The sequence below is a fragment of the Micromonospora sp. HK10 genome (assembly GCF_000982955.1).
Taxonomy (GTDB): Bacteria; Actinomycetota; Actinomycetes; order Mycobacteriales; family Micromonosporaceae; genus Micromonospora.
On the sequence record NZ_KQ058814.1, the window covers coordinates 45878 to 66471 of the forward strand.

18 protein-coding genes are annotated in these 20594 nt (G+C 75.3%); 10 read left to right on the forward strand and 8 right to left on the reverse strand.

Annotation, left to right across the window (positions count from 1 at the left end; all coding sequences use genetic code 11):
• Positions 1 to 480: 480 nt before the first annotated feature.
• From LQ51_RS13495 to LQ51_RS13510, 4 genes are all read left to right on the forward strand, one after another.
• Positions 481 to 1125 carry a redoxin domain-containing protein gene (locus tag LQ51_RS13495; RefSeq protein WP_046565737.1) on the forward strand — a complete coding sequence of 215 codons (645 nt, stop codon included), beginning with the start codon at positions 481 to 483 and terminating at the stop codon, positions 1123 to 1125.
• Between the two features lies 1 nt (position 1126).
• Positions 1127 to 2107 (forward strand): cytochrome c biogenesis CcdA family protein, encoded by a 981-nt coding sequence (locus LQ51_RS13500; RefSeq protein WP_046565739.1) that lies wholly within the window; start codon positions 1127 to 1129, stop codon positions 2105 to 2107.
• Positions 2108 to 2116: 9 nt separating this feature from the next.
• Positions 2117 to 2554: a GNAT family N-acetyltransferase gene (locus LQ51_RS13505; protein WP_046565741.1), complete on the forward strand. Its 438-nt coding sequence runs from the start codon at positions 2117 to 2119 to the stop codon at positions 2552 to 2554.
• 217 nt (positions 2555 to 2771) lie between these two features.
• Positions 2772 to 3881, forward strand: coding sequence for a lytic polysaccharide monooxygenase auxiliary activity family 9 protein (locus LQ51_RS13510; protein ID WP_046565743.1), 1110 nt, complete (start codon positions 2772 to 2774; stop codon positions 3879 to 3881).
• 81 nt (positions 3882 to 3962) lie between these two features.
• On the opposite strand, the gene hemQ is transcribed toward LQ51_RS13510, so the two are convergent.
• From hemQ to hemE, 3 genes are read right to left on the reverse strand one after another with little or no spacing between them, the layout of a single operon-like run.
• Positions 3963 to 4664, reverse strand: coding sequence for a hydrogen peroxide-dependent heme synthase (gene hemQ / locus LQ51_RS13515; protein WP_046565745.1), 702 nt, complete (start codon positions 4662 to 4664; stop codon positions 3963 to 3965).
• Positions 4661 to 6106, reverse strand: coding sequence for a protoporphyrinogen oxidase (gene hemG / locus LQ51_RS13520; protein WP_046565746.1), 1446 nt, complete (start codon positions 6104 to 6106; stop codon positions 4661 to 4663). The genes hemQ and hemG overlap by 4 nt, the downstream gene beginning before the upstream one ends.
• Positions 6107 to 6108: 2 nt before the next feature.
• Positions 6109 to 7251, reverse strand: a complete 1143-nt coding sequence (gene hemE, locus LQ51_RS13525) for a uroporphyrinogen decarboxylase (RefSeq protein WP_046565806.1) — start codon at positions 7249 to 7251, stop codon at positions 6109 to 6111.
• 192 nt (positions 7252 to 7443) lie between these two features.
• Here hemE and LQ51_RS13530 point away from each other — a divergent pair, with 192 nt between their 5' ends.
• Entirely contained in the window at positions 7444 to 8016 is a 573-nt protein-coding gene (locus LQ51_RS13530; RefSeq protein WP_046565747.1) for a DUF3000 domain-containing protein, read from the forward strand.
• Between the two features lie 162 nt (positions 8017 to 8178).
• On the opposite strand, the gene LQ51_RS13535 is transcribed toward LQ51_RS13530, so the two are convergent.
• Together LQ51_RS13535 and LQ51_RS13540 are read right to left on the reverse strand one after the other, a co-directional pair.
• Complete coding sequence (locus tag LQ51_RS13535; protein ID WP_046565749.1) at positions 8179 to 8982, reverse strand: hypothetical protein; 804 nt, start codon at positions 8980 to 8982, stop codon at positions 8179 to 8181.
• Positions 8983 to 9111: 129 nt separating this feature from the next.
• The gene (locus LQ51_RS13540) at positions 9112 to 10668 is read right to left on the reverse strand and encodes a trypsin-like peptidase domain-containing protein (RefSeq protein WP_046565751.1); all 1557 of its coding nucleotides are present in this window, start codon (positions 10666 to 10668) and stop codon (positions 9112 to 9114) included.
• 227 nt (positions 10669 to 10895) lie between these two features.
• On the opposite strand from LQ51_RS13540, the gene LQ51_RS13545 reads away from it, so the two are divergent.
• The 4 genes from LQ51_RS13545 (at position 10896) to LQ51_RS13560 (ending at position 16776) form a co-directional block, all read left to right on the forward strand.
• The gene (locus tag LQ51_RS13545; RefSeq protein ID WP_046565752.1) at positions 10896 to 12218 is read left to right on the forward strand and encodes a ribonuclease D; all 1323 of its coding nucleotides are present in this window, start codon (positions 10896 to 10898) and stop codon (positions 12216 to 12218) included.
• Between the two features lie 207 nt (positions 12219 to 12425).
• The gene (locus LQ51_RS13550) at positions 12426 to 13622 is read left to right on the forward strand and encodes a thiolase family protein (RefSeq protein WP_046565754.1); all 1197 of its coding nucleotides are present in this window, start codon (positions 12426 to 12428) and stop codon (positions 13620 to 13622) included.
• Between the two features lie 50 nt (positions 13623 to 13672).
• Positions 13673 to 15736 carry a 3-hydroxyacyl-CoA dehydrogenase NAD-binding domain-containing protein gene (locus LQ51_RS13555; protein ID WP_046565755.1) on the forward strand — a complete coding sequence of 688 codons (2064 nt, stop codon included), beginning with the start codon at positions 13673 to 13675 and terminating at the stop codon, positions 15734 to 15736.
• Positions 15737 to 16239: 503 nt separating this feature from the next.
• Positions 16240 to 16776 carry a hypothetical protein gene (locus tag LQ51_RS13560; protein WP_231605736.1) on the forward strand — a complete coding sequence of 179 codons (537 nt, stop codon included), beginning with the start codon at positions 16240 to 16242 and terminating at the stop codon, positions 16774 to 16776.
• A 64-nt stretch (positions 16777 to 16840) separates the two neighbouring features.
• Here the strand turns inward: LQ51_RS13560 and LQ51_RS13565 are convergent, their stop codons facing one another.
• From LQ51_RS13565 to LQ51_RS13575, 3 genes are all read right to left on the reverse strand, one after another.
• Positions 16841 to 17227, reverse strand: a complete 387-nt coding sequence (locus LQ51_RS13565) for a VOC family protein (RefSeq protein ID WP_046565757.1) — start codon at positions 17225 to 17227, stop codon at positions 16841 to 16843.
• Positions 17228 to 17396: 169 nt separating this feature from the next.
• Entirely contained in the window at positions 17397 to 18554 is a 1158-nt protein-coding gene (locus tag LQ51_RS13570; RefSeq protein WP_197087697.1) for a sensor histidine kinase, read from the reverse strand.
• Positions 18551 to 19219: a response regulator transcription factor gene (locus LQ51_RS13575; RefSeq protein WP_046565758.1), complete on the reverse strand. Its 669-nt coding sequence runs from the start codon at positions 19217 to 19219 to the stop codon at positions 18551 to 18553. The genes LQ51_RS13570 and LQ51_RS13575 overlap by 4 nt, the downstream gene beginning before the upstream one ends.
• Positions 19220 to 19378: 159 nt before the next feature.
• On the opposite strand from LQ51_RS13575, the gene LQ51_RS13580 reads away from it, so the two are divergent.
• The gene (locus LQ51_RS13580; protein WP_231605737.1) at positions 19379 to 20593 is read left to right on the forward strand and encodes a C39 family peptidase; all 1215 of its coding nucleotides are present in this window, start codon (positions 19379 to 19381) and stop codon (positions 20591 to 20593) included.
• Position 20594: the final 1 nt, after the last annotated feature.

The following is a 20594-nucleotide window of genomic DNA, read 5'->3' on the forward strand; positions in this document are numbered from 1 at the left end:
CACAACCGGACCTCGCCCCCCGTCGGCAGGGACTGCACCTCGGCCGCGGCCCGCCAGCCAGCCGCCCACGCCGTGCTGACCTGGGGCGACCGCGGCCCGCCAGCCTGCCGTCCACGCCGTGCTGACCTGGGGCGACCGCGGGACGGGCGCACCCGCCGACGTCCTCCGATCTAGCGGGCACCCCTCTTGAGAGCGATATGCCTCTGAGGCATAAAGATGCCCCAGAGGCATATCGGCTTTCAGCTGGGGGCCCTTCCGGGCCGAGACCGGCAGACGTCGATGCCGGACACCGCCGGCTCCAGCGCCGGGCCACCGGCCTACGGGCCGCCGCCCCACCCGGCCACCGACCTCCCTGCCCGCCGGCCCACCGATCTCCCGGAGGGGCAACCTCGGGACCGGCGCGCGGTCCTGGCGCGGGACGAGCCTGTCGTAAGCGGGCGGTAAGGGTCGGTGGGGCGCGGGTCTGGCTAGCATCCGTGCATGCCCGCAGTCAGATCGGCACAGCTGCCGCTCACCCTGACCGTCACCCTCGCCCTCGCCCTCGCCGGCTGCGCGGACAGCGGCGGCACGAACGACGCCGCCCCGACGTCGGGCGGGCCGGCCGCCGCCGCGCCGACCGGCCTCGCCGGCACGAGCGGCGCCACCGGCACGAACGGCGCCACGGGCGCGACCGGTCCCACCGCGACCGGCCCGGCCGGCAGCACCGGCAACGCCACGCCGGTTCCCGCCACGCTCGACTTCACCGCCCGTACCGTCGACGGCGGGTCGTTCGCCGGGCGCGAACTGGCCGGCCGGCCGGCCGTGCTCTGGTTCTGGGCGGCCTGGTGCAGCCGGTGCCGGGGGGTCGCCGACGACGTCGCCGCGGTGCGACGGGACCACGCCGACCGGGTCAACCTGGTCGGTGTGGCCGGGCTGGGCAGCGGTGCGGACGCCATGCGGCGCTTCGCCCGGGACACCGGCATCACCGCGTTCCCCAACCTGGCCGACGACGAGGGCACGCTGTGGCGGCGGTTCGGCGTCACCAGCCAGGAGTGGTACGTGCTGCTCGACTCCACCGGCACGGTGGTGCACTCCGGGGCCCTGTCCCAGGCGGAGCTGCGCCGCCGGGTCGCTGAGCTGGCCTGACATGGTCGACGCACCGTACGGGCTGGCACTCGCCGCCGGCCTGCTCGCCGCGGTGAACCCCTGCGGGTTCGCGCTGCTGCCCGCGTACCTGTCGGTGCTGGTGCTCGGCGAGGACCGGGCGGCCGACCGCGGGTCGCTCGCGCCGGTGCGCCGGGCGTTGGCCCTGACCGGCGCGATGACCCTCGGCTTCGTGGCGGTCTTCGGCGGGTTCGGGCTGCTCGCCGGGCCGGTGGCGGACGCGGTGGCGCGCCGGCTGCCGTGGGTGTCGGTGCTGATCGGCGTGGCGCTGGTGCTGGCCGGCGGCTGGCTGCTCGCCGGCCGGCAGTTGCCGACGGTCACGCCGCGCCCGGCGACCGGCCCGGCGGTCCAGGCGCGGTTCGGGTCGATGGTGCTCTTCGGCGTGGCGTACGCGGTGGCCTCGCTCGGCTGCACGATCGGGCCGTTCCTCGCCGTGGTGGTGGCCGGCTTCCGCGCCGGCAGCCCGGCCGCCGGCGCCGGCCTGTTCGTCGCGTACGCCCTCGGCATGGGGCTGGCGGTGGGTGCCGCGGCCCTCGTGGTGGCGCTGGCCCGGGAGTCCCTGATCCGGCGCACCAGACGGGCGGCACCGGTGCTCGGCCGGCTGGCCGGCCTGCTGCTGATGGTCACCGGCGGCTACGTGGCCTGGTACGGCTGGTACGAGGTCCGGCTCTTCGCCGGCCGGGACGCCGACGACCCGGTGGTCGCCGCGGCCGGCCGGGTGCAGGGCGCGCTGAGCGACCGGTTGGCGGAGTGGGGCGCGTGGCCGGTCGCGGCCACGGTCGCCGTGCTGGTCGCGGTCCCCGCCGTGGTCACGCTGCTCCGCCGGCACCACACCGCCGCCTCCACCAGCACCGCGCCCACCAGCACCGCACCCACCACCGCCGCCGCCCCCACCAGCACCGCGCCCACCACCGCCGGCGCCACCACCAGCACCGCCCGCGGTGCGGGGACGGAGCCGACCTAACATCGCGGGATGCCCGTCGAGTCACACCTGGCCAGCTTCGCCGAGCTGGACGCCCGCACCTTCCACGACCTGCTCCGGCTGCGCATCGACGTCTTCGTCGTCGAGCAGGCGTGCCCGTACCCCGAGCTGGACGGCCGGGACGTCGAACCCGGCACCCGGCACCTGTGGCTGACCCGGGACGGGGCGGTGGTGGCGTACCTGCGGATCCTGGCCGACCCGGGCGGAGTGGCCCGGATCGGCCGGGTGGTGGTCGCCCCGGCGGCCCGCGGCGGCGGCCTGGCCGGCCGGCTGATGACCGAGGCCCTCGCGCTGGTCGGCGACCGGCCGTGCGTGCTGGAGGCGCAGTCCCACCTGGTCGACTTCTACGCCGGCCACGGCTTCACGGCCAGCGGCCCGGGCTACGTCGAGGACGGCATCCCGCACACCCCGATGCGCCGGGACGGGTGACCGCCTGCCCGCCGGGCCACCGGGCCACCGGGCCACCGGGCCACCGGGCCACCGGGCCACCGGGCCGCCGGGCCGCCGCAGAGATTGACGGATACCGCTTTCCTGTGGCACGGTGCCAGGGCGGAACCGCTACGGGAGCCAGCACACGCGGCACGGGAGGGGCAACTCCCGCTCCGTCCGGGCGTCGTTTGACCGACATCTCCACCCGGAGGCTCCGATGTCCACTCCATACCGCCGCCGTGCGCTCGTCGCGGCGGCCCTCCTCAGCGTCGGCGCGGTCGTCGCGGCGCTGCTGAACCTCACCCTGGCCGGCCCGGCCTCCGCGCACGGGTCGGTGGTCGACCCGGCGTCGCGCAACTACAGCTGCTGGCAACGCTGGGGCAGCGACTTCCAGAACCCGGCGATGGCCACCCAGGACCCGATGTGCTGGCAGGCCTGGCAGGCCGACCCGAACGCCATGTGGAACTGGAACGGCCTGTTCCGCGAGGGCGTCGCCGGCAACCACCAGGCGGCCATCCCCGACGGGCAGCTGTGCAGCGGCGGACGCACCCAGTCCGGCCGCTACAACGCGCTCGACACGGTCGGCGCCTGGAAGACCACGTCGATCTCCAACAACTTCCGGATCAAGCTGTTCGACCAGGCCAGCCACGGCGCGGACTACATCCGGGTCTACGTGACCAAGCAGGGCTTCAACGCGCTGACCTCGCCGTTGCGCTGGAGCGACCTGGAACTGGTCGGCCAGATCGGCAACACCCCGGCCAGCCAGTGGACCCAGGAGACGTCGGGCGTGTCGATCCAGGTGCCGGCGAACGCGCCGGGCCGCAGCGGACGGCACATCGTCTACACCATCTGGCAGGCCAGCCACCTGGACCAGTCGTACTACCTGTGCAGCGACGTCGACTTCGGCGGCGGCTCCACCACCCCGCCGACCACGACGCCGCCGACCAGCACCCCGCCCACCAGCACCCCGCCCACCAGCACGCCGCCGACCAGCACCCCGCCGACCACGCCGAACCCGGCCGGGGGCTGCACGGCGACCTACAAGATCACCGGGCAGTGGGGCGGCGGATTCCAGGCCGACGTGCAGGTGACCAACGGCGGCTCGCCGATCCGCGGCTGGTCGGTGAGCTGGACCTTCCCCAACGGCCAGCAGGTCACCTCGGCGTGGAACGCCACGGTCAGCACCAGCGGGACGCTGGTGACCGCCCGCAACGCCGCCTACAACGGCAGCCTCGGCGCGGGCGCCAGCACCACATTCGGTTTCACCGGCTCGTGGAGCGGTAGCAACGCGGTGCCCGGCAACATTTCCTGCACGACGAGCGCCTGACCGCCGCCCGGCCGGGGTCGCCACCCCTCCGGGGGGTGCGACCCCGGCCGGGTCCGGCTGTCCCCGGCCGGCGGCGCCCGCTCAGACCAGGCAGGTGACGATGTCGGCGACGGACCGGCGGCGGCCGGTGTAGAACGGGATCTCCTCCCGGACGTGCCGGCGGGCCCGGGCGGCCCGCAGCTCACGCATCAGGTCGACGATCCGGTGCAGTTCGTCGGCCTCGAAGGCGAGCATCCACTCGTAGTCGCCAAGGGCGAACGAGGCCACCGTGTTGGCCCGCACGTCCGGGTAGCCGCGCGCCATCCGGCCGTGCTCGGCGAGCATCTCCCGCCGCTCGGCGTCCGGCAGCAGGTACCACTCGTAGGAGCGGACGAACGGGTAGACGCAGAGGTACGCCCGGGCCTCCTCGCCGGCCAGGAACGCCGGGATGTGGCTCTTGTTGAACTCGGCCGGCCGGTGCAGCGCCATCTGCGACCAGACCGGGGTCAGTGCCCGGCCCAGCGTGGTCCGGCGGAACCGCAGGTACGCGTCCTGCAGCGCGTCGCTGGAGGAGGAGTGCCACCAGATCATCAGGTCCGCGTCGGCGCGCAGCCCGGCCACGTCGTACGTGCCCCGGACCGTGACGTCCTTGCCGGCCAGCTCCTCGAAAAGCGACTCGACCTCGTCGACGACGTTCTCCCGCAGTGACGGCAGCGGGCTGGTGGCCCGGTACACCGACCACATGGTGTAGCGGATGCTGTCGTTGAGCTCCCGCAACCGGGCCGCGTTGGTCTGCTCGGTCATGCTGCCGATCCTCCCAGTGCTGTGATGATCTCTTCGGCCGCGGTCTCGCCGGAGCGGACGCAGACCGGGATGCCGACCCCGTCGTAGCCGGCGCCGGCCAGCGCCAGCGTCGGGTGGGCGGCACGCAGCTCCGCCCGGGCCGTCGCGACCCGGCCGAGGTGGCCGGGCGGGTACTGCGGCAGCGCCCCGCCCCAGCGCTGCACGTGCCGGTCCACCGGGGCGGGCAGCGGGGTGCCGAGCGCCTTTGACAGCTCCCGGTGCACGGTGGCGACCAGGTCATCGTCGGTGAGCTGGAGCGCGGTCTCGTCGCCGTACCGGCCGACCGAGGCGCGGACCAGGGCCAGCCCGTCCGGGCGGCGCAGGTGCCCCCACTTGGTGGTGAAGAAGGTGGCTGCCTTGATCAGCAGGCCCTCGGTGGCCGGCACCAGGAAGCCGGAGAGCGCCGGCAGCTCCGGCTCCGGCAGGGCCAGGGTGACCAGCGCGACGCTGGCGTAGTCGAGCCCGCCGACGGCCGCGGCCGCCGCGGGCACGGCGTCGGCGAGCAGCCGGGCCGCCGGGCGGGCCGGCACCGCGAGCAGCACCGCGTCGGCCTCGACCGTCGACGGCTCCACCCCGGGGCGCGGCGGCGCGGAGCCGTCGGGCAACCGGGTGGGTCCGACGGTGAGCCGCCACCCGGTCGGGGTGCGGCGCAGCTCGCGGACCGCGGCGTTCCGGCGGATCGTCGCCCCGCTCTGCGTCGCCGCCGCCTCGACCAGGGTGCTCAGCCCGCCGGCCAGGGTGCCGAAGACCGGGGCGCCGGGTACCCGGGGCGCGGCGGCCTGCGCGGCGCGGACCGCCCCGACCAGAGTGTGCTCCACCCGGGCCGCCCGGGCCAGGGCCGGCATCGTGGTGACCAGGGACAGGTCGTCGGCCCGGCCGGCGTAGACCCCGCCGAGCATCGGGTCGACCAGCCGGTCCACCACCTGGTCGCCGAGGCGGGCGCGGACCAGCGCCCCGACCGCGACGTCGTCGTGCGGGCCGAGCAGCGGCCGGCCCTCGTCGCGGTCGGCCGCCGCGGCCGGCCGCGCCACCGCGGCCACCTTCGCCAGATCCCCGGGTACGCCCACCAGGGTGCCGCCGGGGACCGGGCGCAGCCCGCCGTCGATCACCAGGGCGGCCTGCCCGACGGTGGGGTGCACGATCCGGTCGGCCAGGCCCAGCCGGCGGACCAGGGCCACCGCCCCGGACTCCGCGCCCGCCGGGTCCCGCAGCAGGAACGACTCGGCGCCGAACTCGACCGGGCCGCCGGCCAGCTCGCCGGTGCGCAGCTTGCCGCCGAGGCGGCCGGACTGCTCGTACACGGTGATCTCGGTGCCGGCGGGGGCCCGGTCGCGCAACCGGACGGCGGCGGCCAGCCCGGTGATGCCCCCACCGATGATCGCCACCCGCCACGGTCGCGCCATGATCAGCTCCTTGCCTCCGGTGGCCGGGCGCTGAGCTCGTGCACCAGCGCGACCACCCGGGTCAGCACCTCGGGGTCGGTCTCCGGCAGCACGCCGTGACCCAGGTTGAACACGTGCCCGGGGGCGGCCCGACCCTGCTCCAGGATCCGGCGCACCTCGACCTCCACCACCGGCCAGGGGGCGAGCAGCACGCACGGGTCGAGGTTGCCCTGCACGGCCTTCTCCGCACCGATCCGGCCGGTGGCGACGTCCAGCGGCGTACGCCAGTCCACGCCGACCACGTCGGCGCCGGCCTCGCCCATCGCGCCGAGCAGCTCGCCGGTGCCCACCCCGAAGTGGATCCGCGGCACGGCCGGCCCGGCGGGTCCGTCGCCCGGTCGCGGCCCCGCCCCGTCGGCGTCGGCGAGGCCGGCCAGCACGTACGCCGAGTGCGGCAGCACGTAGCGGCGGTAGTCGGCCTCGGAGAGCGCGCCGGCCCACGAGTCGAAGAGCTGCACCGCGGAGACCCCGGCCTCGATCTGCACCCGGAGGAACGCCAACGTCACCTCGGCGAGCCGGCCGCAGAGCGCGTGCCACAGCTCCGGGTCGCCGTACATGAGCGCCTTGGTCTTCGCGTGGGTCCGCGACGGCCCGCCCTCGACCAGGTAGCTGGCCAGGGTGAACGGGGCGCCCGCGAAGCCGATCAGCGGGGTGTCGCCCAGCTCGGCCACGAGCAGCCGGACCGCCTCGTCCACGTAGGACACGTCGTCCCGGGTGATCGGGCGGATCCGCGCCACGTCGGCCTCGGTACGCACCGGCTCGGCCACCACCGGCCCGGTGCCGGCCACGATGTCCAGGTCGATGCCGGCGGCGGCCACCGGCACCACGATGTCGCTGAACAGGATGGCCGCGTCCACCCCGTGCCGGCGGACCGGCTGGAGAGTGATCTCGGTGACCAGCTCGGGGCGGCGGCACGACTCCAACATCGGCACGTTCGCCCGGATCTCCCGGTATTCCGGCAGCGACCGGCCGGCCTGGCGCATGAACCAGACCGGGGTGTGCGGGCCCGGTTCGCGCCGGCAGGCGCGCAGGAAGGGCGAGTCGGCCGGCCCGCCGCGGCGGGTTGCTCCGTCTCGGGCGGCAATGCCCGTGGTCTCGGTGGTCATCGCGGCAATCGTGCCACGCGCCGGACCGGCGCCCGGCGCCACCATCGGCTTTTGTGACGTGAACGCAGGGGCGAACCGGCACCGCCGCCGGTACCGGGGCCCCCGCCCGCCCTCGCCCGCTCCCCGATGATCGAGACGAGCGCCCGGCGTGCCGTCCCGCCGAGCGGGTGGGCGGCGGCATAGGCTGCCGGCATGGCCCCCCCGATCGCGCTTCCGGAAACGTTCGCCCGCGCGGTCGCGGGGTTGCGATCGGTGACCTGCCGCCCGGAGATCGTGCTGGAGGAGGTCGGCGCCCCGCAGCGCCTGGCCCCGTACGCGTTCGCGCTCTCCGCCGCGGTGCTGCGGGACGGCGACGAGGTGGCCACCGGCCGGCTGATCCTGCTGCACGACCCGGCCGGCCACGAGGCGTGGCAGGGCACCCTGCGGCTGGTCACCTACGTGACCGCCGAGCTGGAGGTGGACCTGGCCAGCGACCCGCTGCTGCCCGGGGTCGGCTGGACCTGGCTGACCGATGCGCTGGACGCGCAGGACGCCCGGCACCGGGCGATCGGCGGCACGGTCACCCAGACCCTCTCCACCCGGTTCGGCGAGCTGGCCGGCCCGCCCGCCGCCGGGGACATCGAGATCCGCGCGTCCTGGACGCCGCTCGGCGTCGACCTGGCCCCGCACCTGCTCGGCTGGTGCACCCTGCTGGCCTCGACCGCGGGGCTGCCGCCACCCGGCGTGACCGCCCTGCCGACCCGCCGCCCCGCCGGCGCCGCCTAGCCCACCGGCGCTGCCCAGCCCGTCGGCGCCGCCCAGCCCGTCGGCGCCGCCCAGCCCGTCGGCGCCGCCCAGCCCGTCGGCGCTGCCCAGACCACCCGCACCGGCCAGCCCGCCGGCACGGCACGGGCCGCCCCGGCTGCCCGGAGCGGCCCGCCCAACCGGTCAGAGGTAGTTCTCGGCCTCGTCGCAGATCTTGTCCAGGCCCTTGTTGGCCCGGTCGAAGCCCGCCTTGTCGCCGCGGGACGCCGCCGTGATGGCGGTGGTGAGCTTGTCCAGGCAGCTCGCGATGACCCGCTTCTGCCGGGCCTGCTCGTCCCGGTCGTTCTTGGTGCCGGTGAGGTCCTGCTGGGTGTCGGAGAGCTTGTCCCGGACCGACTGCAGGTCCGCCTTCAGCTTGTCGATCTCCTGCTGGTTGGCCGCGATCGTCCCGTTCCGCTGGCTGACCGTCTGCTCGGACTTGTGCAGCTTGCCGTTGGTGTTGACGTAGAGACCGGTCATCACCCCGCCGAGGACGAAGAGCAGCCCGGCGACCAGGGCGAGGACGAGCGTGGTGGCCCGCCCCTTGCCGCCGCCCGCGGCCGGCGCCCCGTACGGCGGGACCGCGCCCGGCGCCCCGTAGGGCGGAACCGCGCCCGGCGGCGCGGACATCGGCTGGGGCGCGAATCCGGGCCCGGAGACCGGCGGGCCGGACATCGGCTGCGGCCCGAACCCGGGCCCGGAGACCGGCGGGGCGGACATCGGCGCGGTGGCGGCCGGCGGGGCCGACAGCGGCTGCGGGTAGCCCGACGGCGGGACGGGCGCGGCGCCCGGCGCGTACGGGTTGGCGGGCGGCTGGGCCACGGTGGGGTCCGGCTGGGCCGGGTGGTACTGGCCCGGCGCGGGCTGGCCACCGTACGGGTTGCCGTACATGGTGCCGCCCGGTGGCTGGGGCGGGTAGCCCTCCGCGCCGGTCGGTGGCTGGGACATGCTTCTTTCCTCCAGGTCTGCTGGTCTGCCGTGGGGCGGCCGGAACGGCCGGTTCAGCGGATCGGCATGGTCGGGGGCCACGCCTCGACGGTGTGCGCTGCGGTCAGGGACGACCGGCGACGGTGCCGGTCAGCACAGGGTGAACGTGTCACAGGCGGTCTTGATCGGGACCGCGAGGCCGATGCCCTCGGCGTCCCGGGCCTTGGCGGTGGCGATCCCGACGACCTCCTTGGCGCCGTTGATCACCGGTCCGCCGGAGTTGCCGGGGTTGATCGGCGCGTCGAACTGGATGACCGGCCCGGAGCCGCCCTCGTCCTTGCGGAACGCGCTCACCACGCCGGTGGTCACGCTGTCCTGCAGGCCCAGCGGGGCGCCGACCACCACGATCTGCTGGCCGGACTTGACCGGCGTCGCCCCCGCGACCAGCGCCTTGAACCGGGCGGTGCTCCGCAGCTGGGCGATGTCCTTGTCCTTGTCGACCTTCACGATGGTGGCGTCGAACCGCTGGTCGGTGCGCTCCAGGAAGACCTTGCGGCCGCCGCTGTTGTAGACCGCCTCCACGACGTGGAAGTTGGTCAGCAGGGTGGTGCCGCCGCCGGCCGGCGCCTTGCCGATGGCGAAGGCGGTGCCGGTGAACTGCCCGGCGCGGACCCGGAACACGCTGGGCAGCACGGCGCTCGCCACGGCCTCCGGGTTGAAGGTGGCGCCGGCCTGCTTCTCCAGGGCGTCCGCCCGGCCCTCCAGGCCGTCGAACCGCTGGCCGTCCGCGCCCTGCGCCTCGGCCAGTCGCCGGTCGGTCGCGGTGAGCCGGTCGCCGAGCCGGTGGATCTGGTACGCCTGCACGCCGGCGACCACGGCCAGCACCCCGGCGAGGGCCAGCGCCACCACCGGCAGCCAACGCCGGCTCGGGCGCTGGCCCGGGTACACCGGGTCCGCGCCGGGCTGGGCGCCGGTCGGACCGGGGCCACCCGGCGCGCCGGGGTACGCCGGACCGGCCCCGGCCTGGCCCGGATAGGCCGGACCGGACGCGGCCTGGCCGGGATAGGCGGCGCCCGGCGCGGGCTGCCCCGGGTAGGCGGGTCCGGACGTCGAGGAAGCCGGATAGGCCGACCCGGACGTCGGCGCGGCCGGGTAGGACGCCGAGCTCGGCGCAGCCGGGTAGGCCGACCCGGGCGTCGGCGCAGCCGGATAGCCCGACCCGGACGTTGAGGAAGCCGGATAGGACCCGGAGGTCGGCGCGGCCGGATAGGACCCGGAGGTCGGCGCGGCCGGATGGGACCCGGCGGTCGAGGAAGCCGGGTAGGCCGACCCGGAGGTCGGCTGGTTGGTGGCGCCGGGGGTGGCCGGCGGCCAGCCGGTCTGGGCGGTGGGGGCGGACGCCGGGCCGCCCCACTGGTCGCCCGGCGGGGTCGGAGACCAGCCGGCCCGGGGCGCGGGCGGCACCGGGTGGCCGGCGGCGGGCGCGGCCGGGTGGCCGGCGGCGGAGCCGGGGCCGGGCGGCGTGGCGGAGCCCGGGTAGCCGGCGCCGGGCTGGCCGGGGATCGGCGCGTGGCCGGCCGGTGGGGCGAGGCGCGGCGGCAGCGGCCCGGGCCGGTCGGTCGTCGAGGGCTGGTCGGGCGGCTGGCCGGCCGCGTCGTCGCCGTGCTGCCCCGGCATGCCGCCGCCGGACCCGTACCCCGCCGTCATGATCGCTCGATCCTCCTGTGCCCGCCCCGCCGCAACGCCCGCGGGCCCCCACGGGACCCGGCGCGGCCCGAAGGACCGTACCTGCGCGAACGGGGTTTGTCTTCCCCGTTGTCCGACCCTGGCACACGGGCGCAAGACGACACCGGCGCGACATCCGCCGGCCATCGGGCCGACACGCGCCCGACCGGCTGCGCACACCGGATCCCCCGGCGCACTAGGGTTGTCAGGTGACCGACGAACCACCCCTGCGCCGTCGGGCCGCCGAAAGCCGTACGGGAGGGGCCTCACCAGACCCGTCGCCGGCCGTACCGGAGCCGGTGGACGCGGGGACCGAACCGACCACCGGCGGGCCTGTCCCGTTGACCGCCCCGCGCGAGGGCACCCCCGCGCCCGTGGCCACGCCGAGCGCGCTCGACGAGGTCGTGGCCCGTTTCGAGAAGGGCAGCGGCCCGGTGGCCCTGGACGCCGAACGCGCGTCCGGCTACCGGTACAGCCAGCGGGCGTACCTGGTGCAGCTGCGCCGGGCCGGCGCGGGCACCGCGCTGATCGACCCGCTGCCGCTGCCGGACCTCTCCGCCCTCGACGCGGCGATCGCCGACGCCGAGTGGGTGCTGCACGCCGCCAGCCAGGACCTGGCCTGCCTCGCCGAGGTGGGGTTGCGTCCGCGCCGGCTGTTCGACACCGAGCTGGCCGCCCGGCTGGCCGGCTTCGAGCGGGTCGGCCTGGCCGCGCTGACCGAGCAGCTCCTCGGCTACACCCTGGAAAAGCACCACTCGGCGGCGGACTGGTCCAGCCGGCCGCTGCCGGAGTCCTGGCTCACCTACGCGGCGCTGGACGTGGAGCTGCTGGTCGACCTGCGTGACGCGCTCGACGAGGAGCTGGACCGGCAGGGCAAGTCGCCGTGGGCGGCGGAGGAGTTCGCCGCGCTGGTCCGCACCGGCGCCCGGCCGGCCCGGGTGCGGGCCGAGCCGTGGCGGCGCACCTCGGGCATCCACCGGGTGCGCGGGGCGCGGGCCCAGGCCCGGGTCCGTTCCCTCTGGTACGCCCGGGACCAGATCGCCGCCCGGCGGGACGCCGCTCCGGGGCGGGTGCTGCCCGACTCGGCCATCGTGGCCGCCGCCGAGCTGGACCCGAAGGACGAGAAGGCCCTGCTCACCCTCCCCGGGTTCGGTGGTCGTTCGGTGCGCCGGCTGGCGCGTACCTGGCTGGCGGCCCTGGATGATGCCCGTCAGCTGCCGGACGACGCGCTGCCGGCGACCCCGGTGGTGGAGGGGCCGCCCCCGCCGCACCGGTGGGCGGAGCGCGACCCGGTGGCGGCCGGCCGGTTGGCCCGCTGCCGGGAGGTGGTGGTCGGTACGGCCGGCGCGCACACGCTCCCGCCGGAGAACCTGGTCGCGCCGGACCACATCCGCCGGCTGGCCTGGCAGCCGCCCGAGGAGATCACCGACGACACGGTCGCGGAGACGCTGCGCGGCTACGGGGCCCGCGAGTGGCAGATCGGTCTGCTGCTCCCCGCCCTGACCCGGGCCCTGCGGCCGCCGGAGGCCTGACCCCGTGCGCCGCGGTTGATCGTGCCGGTGTAACCGGTGTCGTCAGCTCCGGCGGGAGTGTGGGGCGGGCCACACGGGGGGTGGTGACGGCTTTGGTTACTGGCGAGTAGCATCCGGGGGAAATGCCAGTGCCGGCCGACCTTCATCCGGTCCGTGCCGCCCCGTGCGGCTGCGGCGGCCGAAGCAGGGTCGAAGAGGAGGCTCCAAGTGCCCCGTGAAGTTCGCGATGTCGTCTTCGTCGACGGCGTCCGTACCCCGTTCGGCAAGGCGGGTGGCATGTACGCCAACACCCGCGCCGACGACCTGGTGATCCGCTGCATCCGCGAGCTGATGCGGCGCAACCCGCAGCTGCCGCCGGAGAAGGTGGAGGAGGTCGCCATCGCGGCCACCACCCAGATCGGCGACCAGGGCCTGACCATCGGCCGCACCGCCGCCCTGCTGGCCGGCCTGCCCAAGACGGTGCCGGGCTTCGCCATCGACCGGATGTGCGCCGGCGCGATGACCGCAGTCACCACCGTCGTCAGCGGCATCGCGATGGGCGCCTACGACGTGGCCATCGCCGGCGGCGTCGAGCACATGGGCCGGCACCCGATGGGCGAGGGCGTCGACCCCAACCCGCGGATCGTCGCGGAGAAGCTGGTCGACCCGTCCGCCCTGGTGATGGGGGCCACCGCGGAGAACCTGCACGACCGGGTCCCGCAGATCACCAAGGAGCGCACCGACGCGTTCGCGCTCGCCTCCCAGCAGAAGACCGCCAAGGCGTACGCCAACGGCAAGCTCCAGGGCGACCTGGTGCCGGTGGCGGTCCGGGACCCGGAGGCCGGCTGGGGCCTGGCCACCACCGACGAGGCTCCCCGGGAGACCTCGCTGGAGAAGCTCGCCACCCTCAAGACGCCGTTCCGCCCGCACGGCAAGGTCACCGCGGGCAACGCGGCCGGCCTGAACGACGGCGCCACCGCGGCCCTGCTGGTCGCCGAGGAGACCGCCCGCGAGCTGGGCCTGCCGATCGGCATGCGGCTGGTGTCGTTCGGGTTCGTCGGCGTCGAGCCGGAGGTGATGGGCGTCGGCCCGATCCCCTCGACGGAGAAGGCGCTGCGCATCGCCGGCCTGAGCATCGACGACATCGGCCTGTTCGAGCTGAACGAGGCATTCGCCGTGCAGGTGCTCGCCTTCCTCGACCACTTCGGCATCGCCGACGACGACCCGCGGGTCAACGCCTGGGGCGGCGCGATCGCCATCGGTCACCCGCTGGCCTCCTCGGGCGTACGCCTGATGACCCAGCTCGCCCGGCAGTTCGCCGAGCACCCCGAGGTCCGCTACGGCCTCACCGCCATGTGCATCGGCATCGGCATGGGCGGCACCGTGATCTGGGAGAACCCGCACTGGGAGGGTGGAGACAAGTGAGCGCGAGGAGTGAGCTTGCGAGCCCCGCAGTCGCGAACGAAGGAGGCACGGTGAGCCTCGCCGCACCGAACGAGGTCGTCACCAGGGCGCTGTTGCGCCAGGTGAACGTACCGGGCCTGGACCGGCCCGCCGCCCTGATCACCCTGGACAACGGCTTCGACCACACCAAGCCGAACACCTTCGGTCCGGCCGGCCTGACCAGCCTGGACGAGGCGATCACCGCCGCGCTCGACGCCGACCCGGCGTTCATCGCGGTCACCGGCAAGCCGTACATCTTCTGCGTGGGTGCGGACATCACCAGCCTGCCGGCGCTGGAGAACCGCGAGCAGGCGCTGGAGATCGGCCGGCTCGGCCACCGGGTCTTCGCCCGGCTCAAGGACAGCGCCGTGCCCACCTTCGCCTTCGTCAACGGCGCGGCGATGGGCGGCGGCCTGGAGCTGGCCCTGCACTGCCACTACCGGACGCTGTCGGCGGGCGCGGCGGCCCTCGCCCTGCCCGAGGTCTCGCTCGGTCTGGTGCCCGGCTGGGGCGGCACCCAGCTGCTGCCGAACCTGATCGGCATCCCGGCCGCGACCCAGGTGATCATCCAGAACCCGCTGATGCAGAACAAGATGCTCAAGCCGAAGCAGGCCGCCGAGATGGGCATCGCGGATGTGCTGCTGGAGCCGGCCGACTTCCTGGAGCGGTCGCTGGAGTGGGCCGCCGGCGTGGTCCGGGGCGAGGTCACCGTGACCCGCCCCGAGGTCGACAAGGACATGTGGGCGGGCGTGCTCTACTTCGCCCGGCAGACCCTGGACCAGCGGCTGCACGGCGCGGTCCCGTCCGCGTACCAGGCGCTGGACCTGCTGGAGACGGCGAAGGACGCGGACTTCGCCACCGGCACCGCCGCGGAGGACGAGGCCCTCGCGAACCTGATCTTCTCCGAGGAGCTGCGCAGCGGCCTGTACGCCTTCGACCTGGTGCAGCGGCGGGCCAAGCGGCCGGCCGGCGCGCCGGACAAGGGCCTGGCCCGGCCGGTCACCAAGGTGGGCATCGTCGGCGCGGGCCTGATGGCCAGCCAGCTGGCGCTGCTGTTCGCCCGCCGCCTCCAGGTGCCGGTGGTGATGACCGACCTGGACCAGTCCCGGGTGGACAAGGGGGTGGGCTACGTGCACACCCAGATCGAGAAGGCCGTCGCCAAGGGCCGGATGGACAAGGGCACCGCCGCCAAGCTGTACGGCCTGGTCAGCGGCACCGTCGACAAGAGCGCGTTCGCGGACGCCGACTTCGTCATCGAGGCCGTGTTCGAGGACCTGGGCGTCAAGAAGCAGGTCTGGGCCGAGCTGGAGAAGATCGTCAAGCCGGAGGCGGTGCTCGCCACCAACACCAGCTCGCTGTCCATCACCGAGATGGCCGCCGACCTGGAGCACCCGGAGCGGGTCGTCGGCTTCCACTTCTTCAACCCGGTCGCCGTGCTGCCGCTGCTGGAGATCGTCCGGGGCGAGCGGACCGACGACGCCACCCTGGCCACCGCGTTCGCCGTGGGCAAGCAGCTGAAGAAGTCGTCGGTGCTGGTCAAGGACGCCCCGGCGTTCGTGGTCAACCGGCTGCTGACCCGCTTCCTCGGCACCGTGTTCGCCGCCGTCGACGCCGGCACCCCGCTGGACGTGGCGAACAGCGCGCTGGACCCGCTGGGCCTGCCGATGCGCCCGCTGGCGCTGCTCCAGCTCGTCGGCCCGGCCGTGGCGTACCACGTGGGCGGCACCCTGCACGAGGCGTTCCCGGACCGGTTCGGGGTCAGCGAGAACCTCAAGCGGATCGCCGACTCGGGCCAGCCGATCGTGGTCGACGACCAGATCAACGACGAGGTGGCGAAGCTGCTCGTGGTCGGCGACCAGCCGCTCACCGCCGAGCAGGTCCGGCAGAACGCGCTCGACGCGCTGGCCCAGGAGATCCGGCTGATGCTCGACGAGGGCGTCGTCGCGGAGGCGCAGGACATCGACCTCTGCATGATCCTGGGTGCCGGCTGGCCGTTCCACCTGGGCGGCGTCACGCCGTACCTGGACCGGACCGGCACCGCCGAGCGGGTCACCGGCCAGCGGTTCCTGCCGCGTGGGGTGGCCAGCCTGCGCTGATCCTCCGCCGCTCCCCGCGATCGCGGTGGCCGGCCGTCCCGAGTGGACGGTCCGGCCACCGCGATCGTCGTTTGCCGGGGTGGGCGCGGCCGGGGCGGCCACCCCGGCCACCCCGGCCACCTCGGCCGCCGCTGAGGGGTCGGCCCCGGCGCGTTCCCGCGCGGCCCAGGTCACGAGCCGATTCCGGTTTTCCGCCCGCGGGCCGGCCGGGCGACGCGCTGTCGGTAGGGCTGGCTACCATCACGCGTCCAGTTTTCTCACAGGAGCTGCCCACACATGTCCCAGCCCCAGCCCGGTTCCTACCCGCCGCCGCACCAGCAGCCCGGTGGTTTCCCGCCGCAGCAGCAGCCCGGTGGCTACCCGTCCCCGCAGCAGTCCGGCGGTTACCCGCCGCCGGCCCAGCCTACGGCCCGGAGGCCGGCCAGCCCGGCTACGGCGCGCCCGCCGGCCCGCCGCCGAAGAAGTCCAGCGTCGGCAAGATCCTGCTCATCGTCCTGGCCGTCGTGGTGGTGCTCTGCGTCGGCGGCGGCACGGCGCTCTACTTCGCCACCAAGGACAAGGTCGACGAGGTGGTGGACGCCACCAAGACCCGGATGACCACTCCGGAGACCCTCGCCGGCCGGCCCAAGGTGACCGACCCGCAGCTGCAGACCGCGGCCACCCAGATGGTCGCCGAGATGAAGAAGGATGTGCCGGACGCGACCAGCACGGTCGGCGCCTTCTACGGTGACCCGGCGAAGCAGGACCTGGTCATGATCGGCGGCGTGTCCGGCCTGATCGCCGACCCGAAGAAGGAGCTGGCCGACGCCACCAAGGGCCTCGGCTCCGAGCTCGCGGTGACCAACTTCAAGCCGGTCGACGCCGGGCCGCTCGGCGGCGACGCGCAGTGCGGCGACGGCAAGGCGCAGACCGTCCCGGTCGGCGTCTGTGTCTGGGCCGACCGCGGCAGCCTCGGCGTGCTCGTCCTCTACTACAAGTCCGGCGCGGACCTGCAGAAGGAGTTCGCCGGCATGCGCGCCCAGATCGAGCAGAAGGACTGACCGCCCGCTCGGACCGGTGACCGGGCCCCCGCCTCGCGGCGGGGGCCCGGTTCTCGTCCAGCGGTCAGGCCGCGGCGGCCCGTTCCGCCGGGCTGCGGCAGACGCAGAACTCGTTGCCCTCCGGGTCGGCCAGCACCACCCAGCCGGTGCCGTCCGGCCGGCGCCGGTCGGCGACCAGGCTCGCGCCGAGCCCGAGCAGCCGCTCGACCTCGGTGTCCCGGGTCCCCTCGGCGGCGTGCACGTCGAGGTGGAACGCGCCCTTGCCGTGCCGCTCCCCCACGCTCACGAAGAGCAGGTCGGGGCCCTGACCGTCGGGGGCCGCGAGGACCGCCTCCGGGTCGCCCGGGTGGTCGTCGTCGGCCAGTTTCCGGTCGAGGACCGCCGCCCACCAGCTCGCCAGGGCGTACGGGTCGTCGGTCTCGACGGTGACGCAGTGGATCTGAGCACTCACGGTGCTGCTCCTCATTGTTCGAGTGCGCCCCGCGGCAGTGGATGACGTCAGCGGTGACCGGGGCGGGGCGCGGGATCATTCACGGTGGACATCGACCACACCCCCTCTCCGCGGCACGGGCTGACCGGTTGATCATGCCAGCCGGGCCGGCGGCCGGGCAAGCGCGGTTTCAGGTGGCGGCCGGCGCGTCCGCCGAGGGCAGCGTGACGGTCACCTCCAGGCCACCGCCGGGGCGGGCCAGTACGGCCACCGTGCCGCCGTGCGCGTCGCAGACCGCCCGGACGATGGAGAGCCCGAGGCCGGAGCCGCGCGCCCCGGTGCGTTCCTGGCCGCCGCGCCGGAACGGCTCGAACAACCCCGGCACGTCGGCCTGGGCCACCTCGAAGCCGGTGTTCCCGACCACCAGCCAGGACCGCCGCCCGTCGGTGCCGCTGCGCACCCAGAGCCGGCCGTGCAGGTGGTTGTAGCGGACCGCGTTCTCCACCAGGTTGCCGGCGAGCCGGTCGAGCAGGCCCGGGTCGCCCACCACGGGCGCCGGCCGCAGCTCGGTCTGCACCTTCAGACCGATCCGCTCCACCTCGCGGGACATCGCCGCCAGCGCGTTCGCGGTGCCGACGGCGAGGTCGCACTCGGCCCGCCGGGCCAGCCGCCGGCCGGCCTGCGCCTCGCTGCGGGCCAGCACCAGCAGGGCGTCCACCAGCGCGTTGGCCCGTTCCGAGGCATCACGCACCACGTCGGCCATCCGGCGGTACTCGGCCAGGTCCGCCTCGTCGTCGCTGAGCGTCACGTCGATCTCGGTCCGCATCACGGCGAGCGGCGTGCGCAGCTCGTGCGAGGCGTTGGCGACGAAGCGCTTCTGCGCCTCGAACGCGGCGGCGATCCGGTCCAGCATGGCGTCGAACGTCTCGGCCAGCTCGGCCACCTCGTCGTCCACCCCGGACCAGCGGATCCGCTGGTCGAGGGTGGCCTCGCCGAGCCGCCGGGCGGTGGCGGTGACCTGGTGCAGCGGGCGCAGCGCCCGCCCGGCCACCAGGTACGCGCCGGCGACCCCGACCACGCTGATCGCCAGCAACGCCACCAGGCCCTTGAGCAGCAGCTCCCGCGAGGCGGCGTCGACCAGTTGCCGCTGCCACTGCCCGGCGTCCAGGGTCCGGCCGTCGGCGAGCACCACGGTGGTGCCGGGCAGCAGCTCGTCGGTGGGGCGCAGCGCGTCCCGGACCAGCAGCCAGGCCAGCAGCACCAGGATCGCCCCGGCGCCCACCAGCAGCACCCCGTTGAGCAGGGTGAGCCGCAGCCGCAGGGTGGGCCGCAGCCGGAACCGGCTCACGCGGCGACCTCGGTCATCCGGTAGCCGGCGCCGACCACCGTCTCGATCAGCGGCGGATCACCGAGCTTCTTGCGCAGCGTCATCACGGTGACCCGGACGATGGTGGTGAACGGGTCGGTGTTGGCGTCCCAGACCCGCTCCAGCAGCTCCTCGCTGGAAACCACCGCGCCCCGCGCCTTGAGCAGCTCGGCCAGCACGCCGAACTCCTTGTTGGTCAGGTCGACCGGCGCACCGCCCCGGGTGACCACCCGGCGGGCCGGGTCGAGCACCAGGTCGGCGACCTCGAAGACCGGCGGGGCGGCCGGGGTGGCCCGCCGGCCGAGCGCCTGCACCCGGGCCACCAGCTCGTCGAAGGCGAACGGTTTGGGCAGGTAGTCGTCGGCGCCGAGGCGCAGTCCCTCCACCCGGTCGGCGACCGTGCCGCTGGCGGTCAGCATCAGCACCCGGGTCAGCGCGCCGGAGGCGGCCAGGTCGGCGCAGATCTGGTCGCCGGGCACGCCGGGCAGGTCCCGGTCGAGGATCACCACGTCGTACCGGGTGACGAAGGCCGCCTCGTGCCCGGCGTCCCCGTCGTAGGCGACGTCCACGGCCATGCCGCGCTTGCGCAGCCCGCGCGCGATCGCGTCGGCGAGGTTCCGCTCGTCCTCCACCACCAGTACCCGCATCCCGGCCTCCCGCGTCGTGACCTCCCGACAACCTAGTGCCGGTCGCCAACCCGGCGGCCGGCGCCGTCGTTGCAAAAAACCTTCGGGTACGCGATGCTCGCCGGCAGCCAGCGACAACCGCCCGGCCACCGTCCCGGGCCCGAGCCGACGGGAGCCCTCATGCCCGCTGCCGACCCCGCCCGGGACATCGCGTACCGGCGGTTCCGGTTCCCCGCGGACCTGAGCCTCGGTACCGCCGACGGGGTGGTCGCCGGGGCCGACGGGCTCACCCTCGGCGCCCCCACCGGCCGGCAGGACCACACCGACCCGCACAGCGGGGTCACCACCGGGTACGAGACCGCCAGCTGGACCTCTCCGGCCGTGCCGGTGGGCTTCCCGGTCGAGGAGATCGTCCCGTCCTGGACCGGGGACACCGCGGCGGGTGGCTGGCTCCGGGTGGAGCTGCGCGGCTGGGTCGGCAAGCAGCCCGGCACCGCCTGGTACGACCTGGGCCACTGGGCCGCCGACGAGTCGAGCCTGCACCGCAGCTCGGTGCCGGGGCAGGCCGGCGCGGACGCCCGGGTCGCGGTCGACACGCTGGTCGTGGCGGACAGCGCGGTCACCGGCTGGCAGCTCCGGGTGACCCTGTTCCGGCGCGCGGGCGCGGCGGACGGCCCGGTGTTGCGCACGGTCGGCGCGGTCGCCTCCGCCGCCGTCACGACGCCGGTGGCCGGCGCCGGGCGCACCCCGGCGGCCGGTGCCGGAGCGGCCCCGGCGGCGGCCCGGGGGCGGGTGCTCGCCGTGCCCCGGTACGCCCAGCGGCTGCACGCCGGCGGGGAGACCCGGTGGGGCGGCGGCGGGGACTCCTGGTGCAGCCCCACCAGCGTCTCGATGGTGCTGGACTTCTGGGACGCCGGCCCGACCCCCGACCGGTACGCCTGGGTGGACCCGCCGGGCCACCGGCCGGTCGTGGTGCACGCCGCCCGGCACTGCTTCGACCACGCGTACGCGGGGGCCGGCAACTGGGCGTTCAACACCGCGTACGCGGGGCGGCACGGGGTGGACGCCTTCGTCACCCGGCTGCGCGGCCTGGCCGAGGCGGAACTGTTCGTCGCCGCCGGCATCCCGCTGGTCGTGTCGGCGGCCTTCACCCGGGGGCAGGTGCCGGGGCTGGACTACGACACCCGGGGACACCTGATGGTGCTGGTCGGCTTCACCGCCGAGGGCGACCCGGTGCTCAACGACCCGTACGCCCCGGACGACGACGGGGTGCGGCGCACCGTGCCCCGGGCGCCGTTCGAGGCGGCCTGGCAGGGCGGCAGCGGGGGCATCACGTACGTGATCCGGCCCGAGTCGGTGCCGCTGCCCGCGCCGCCCCGGCAGGCCAACTGGTGAC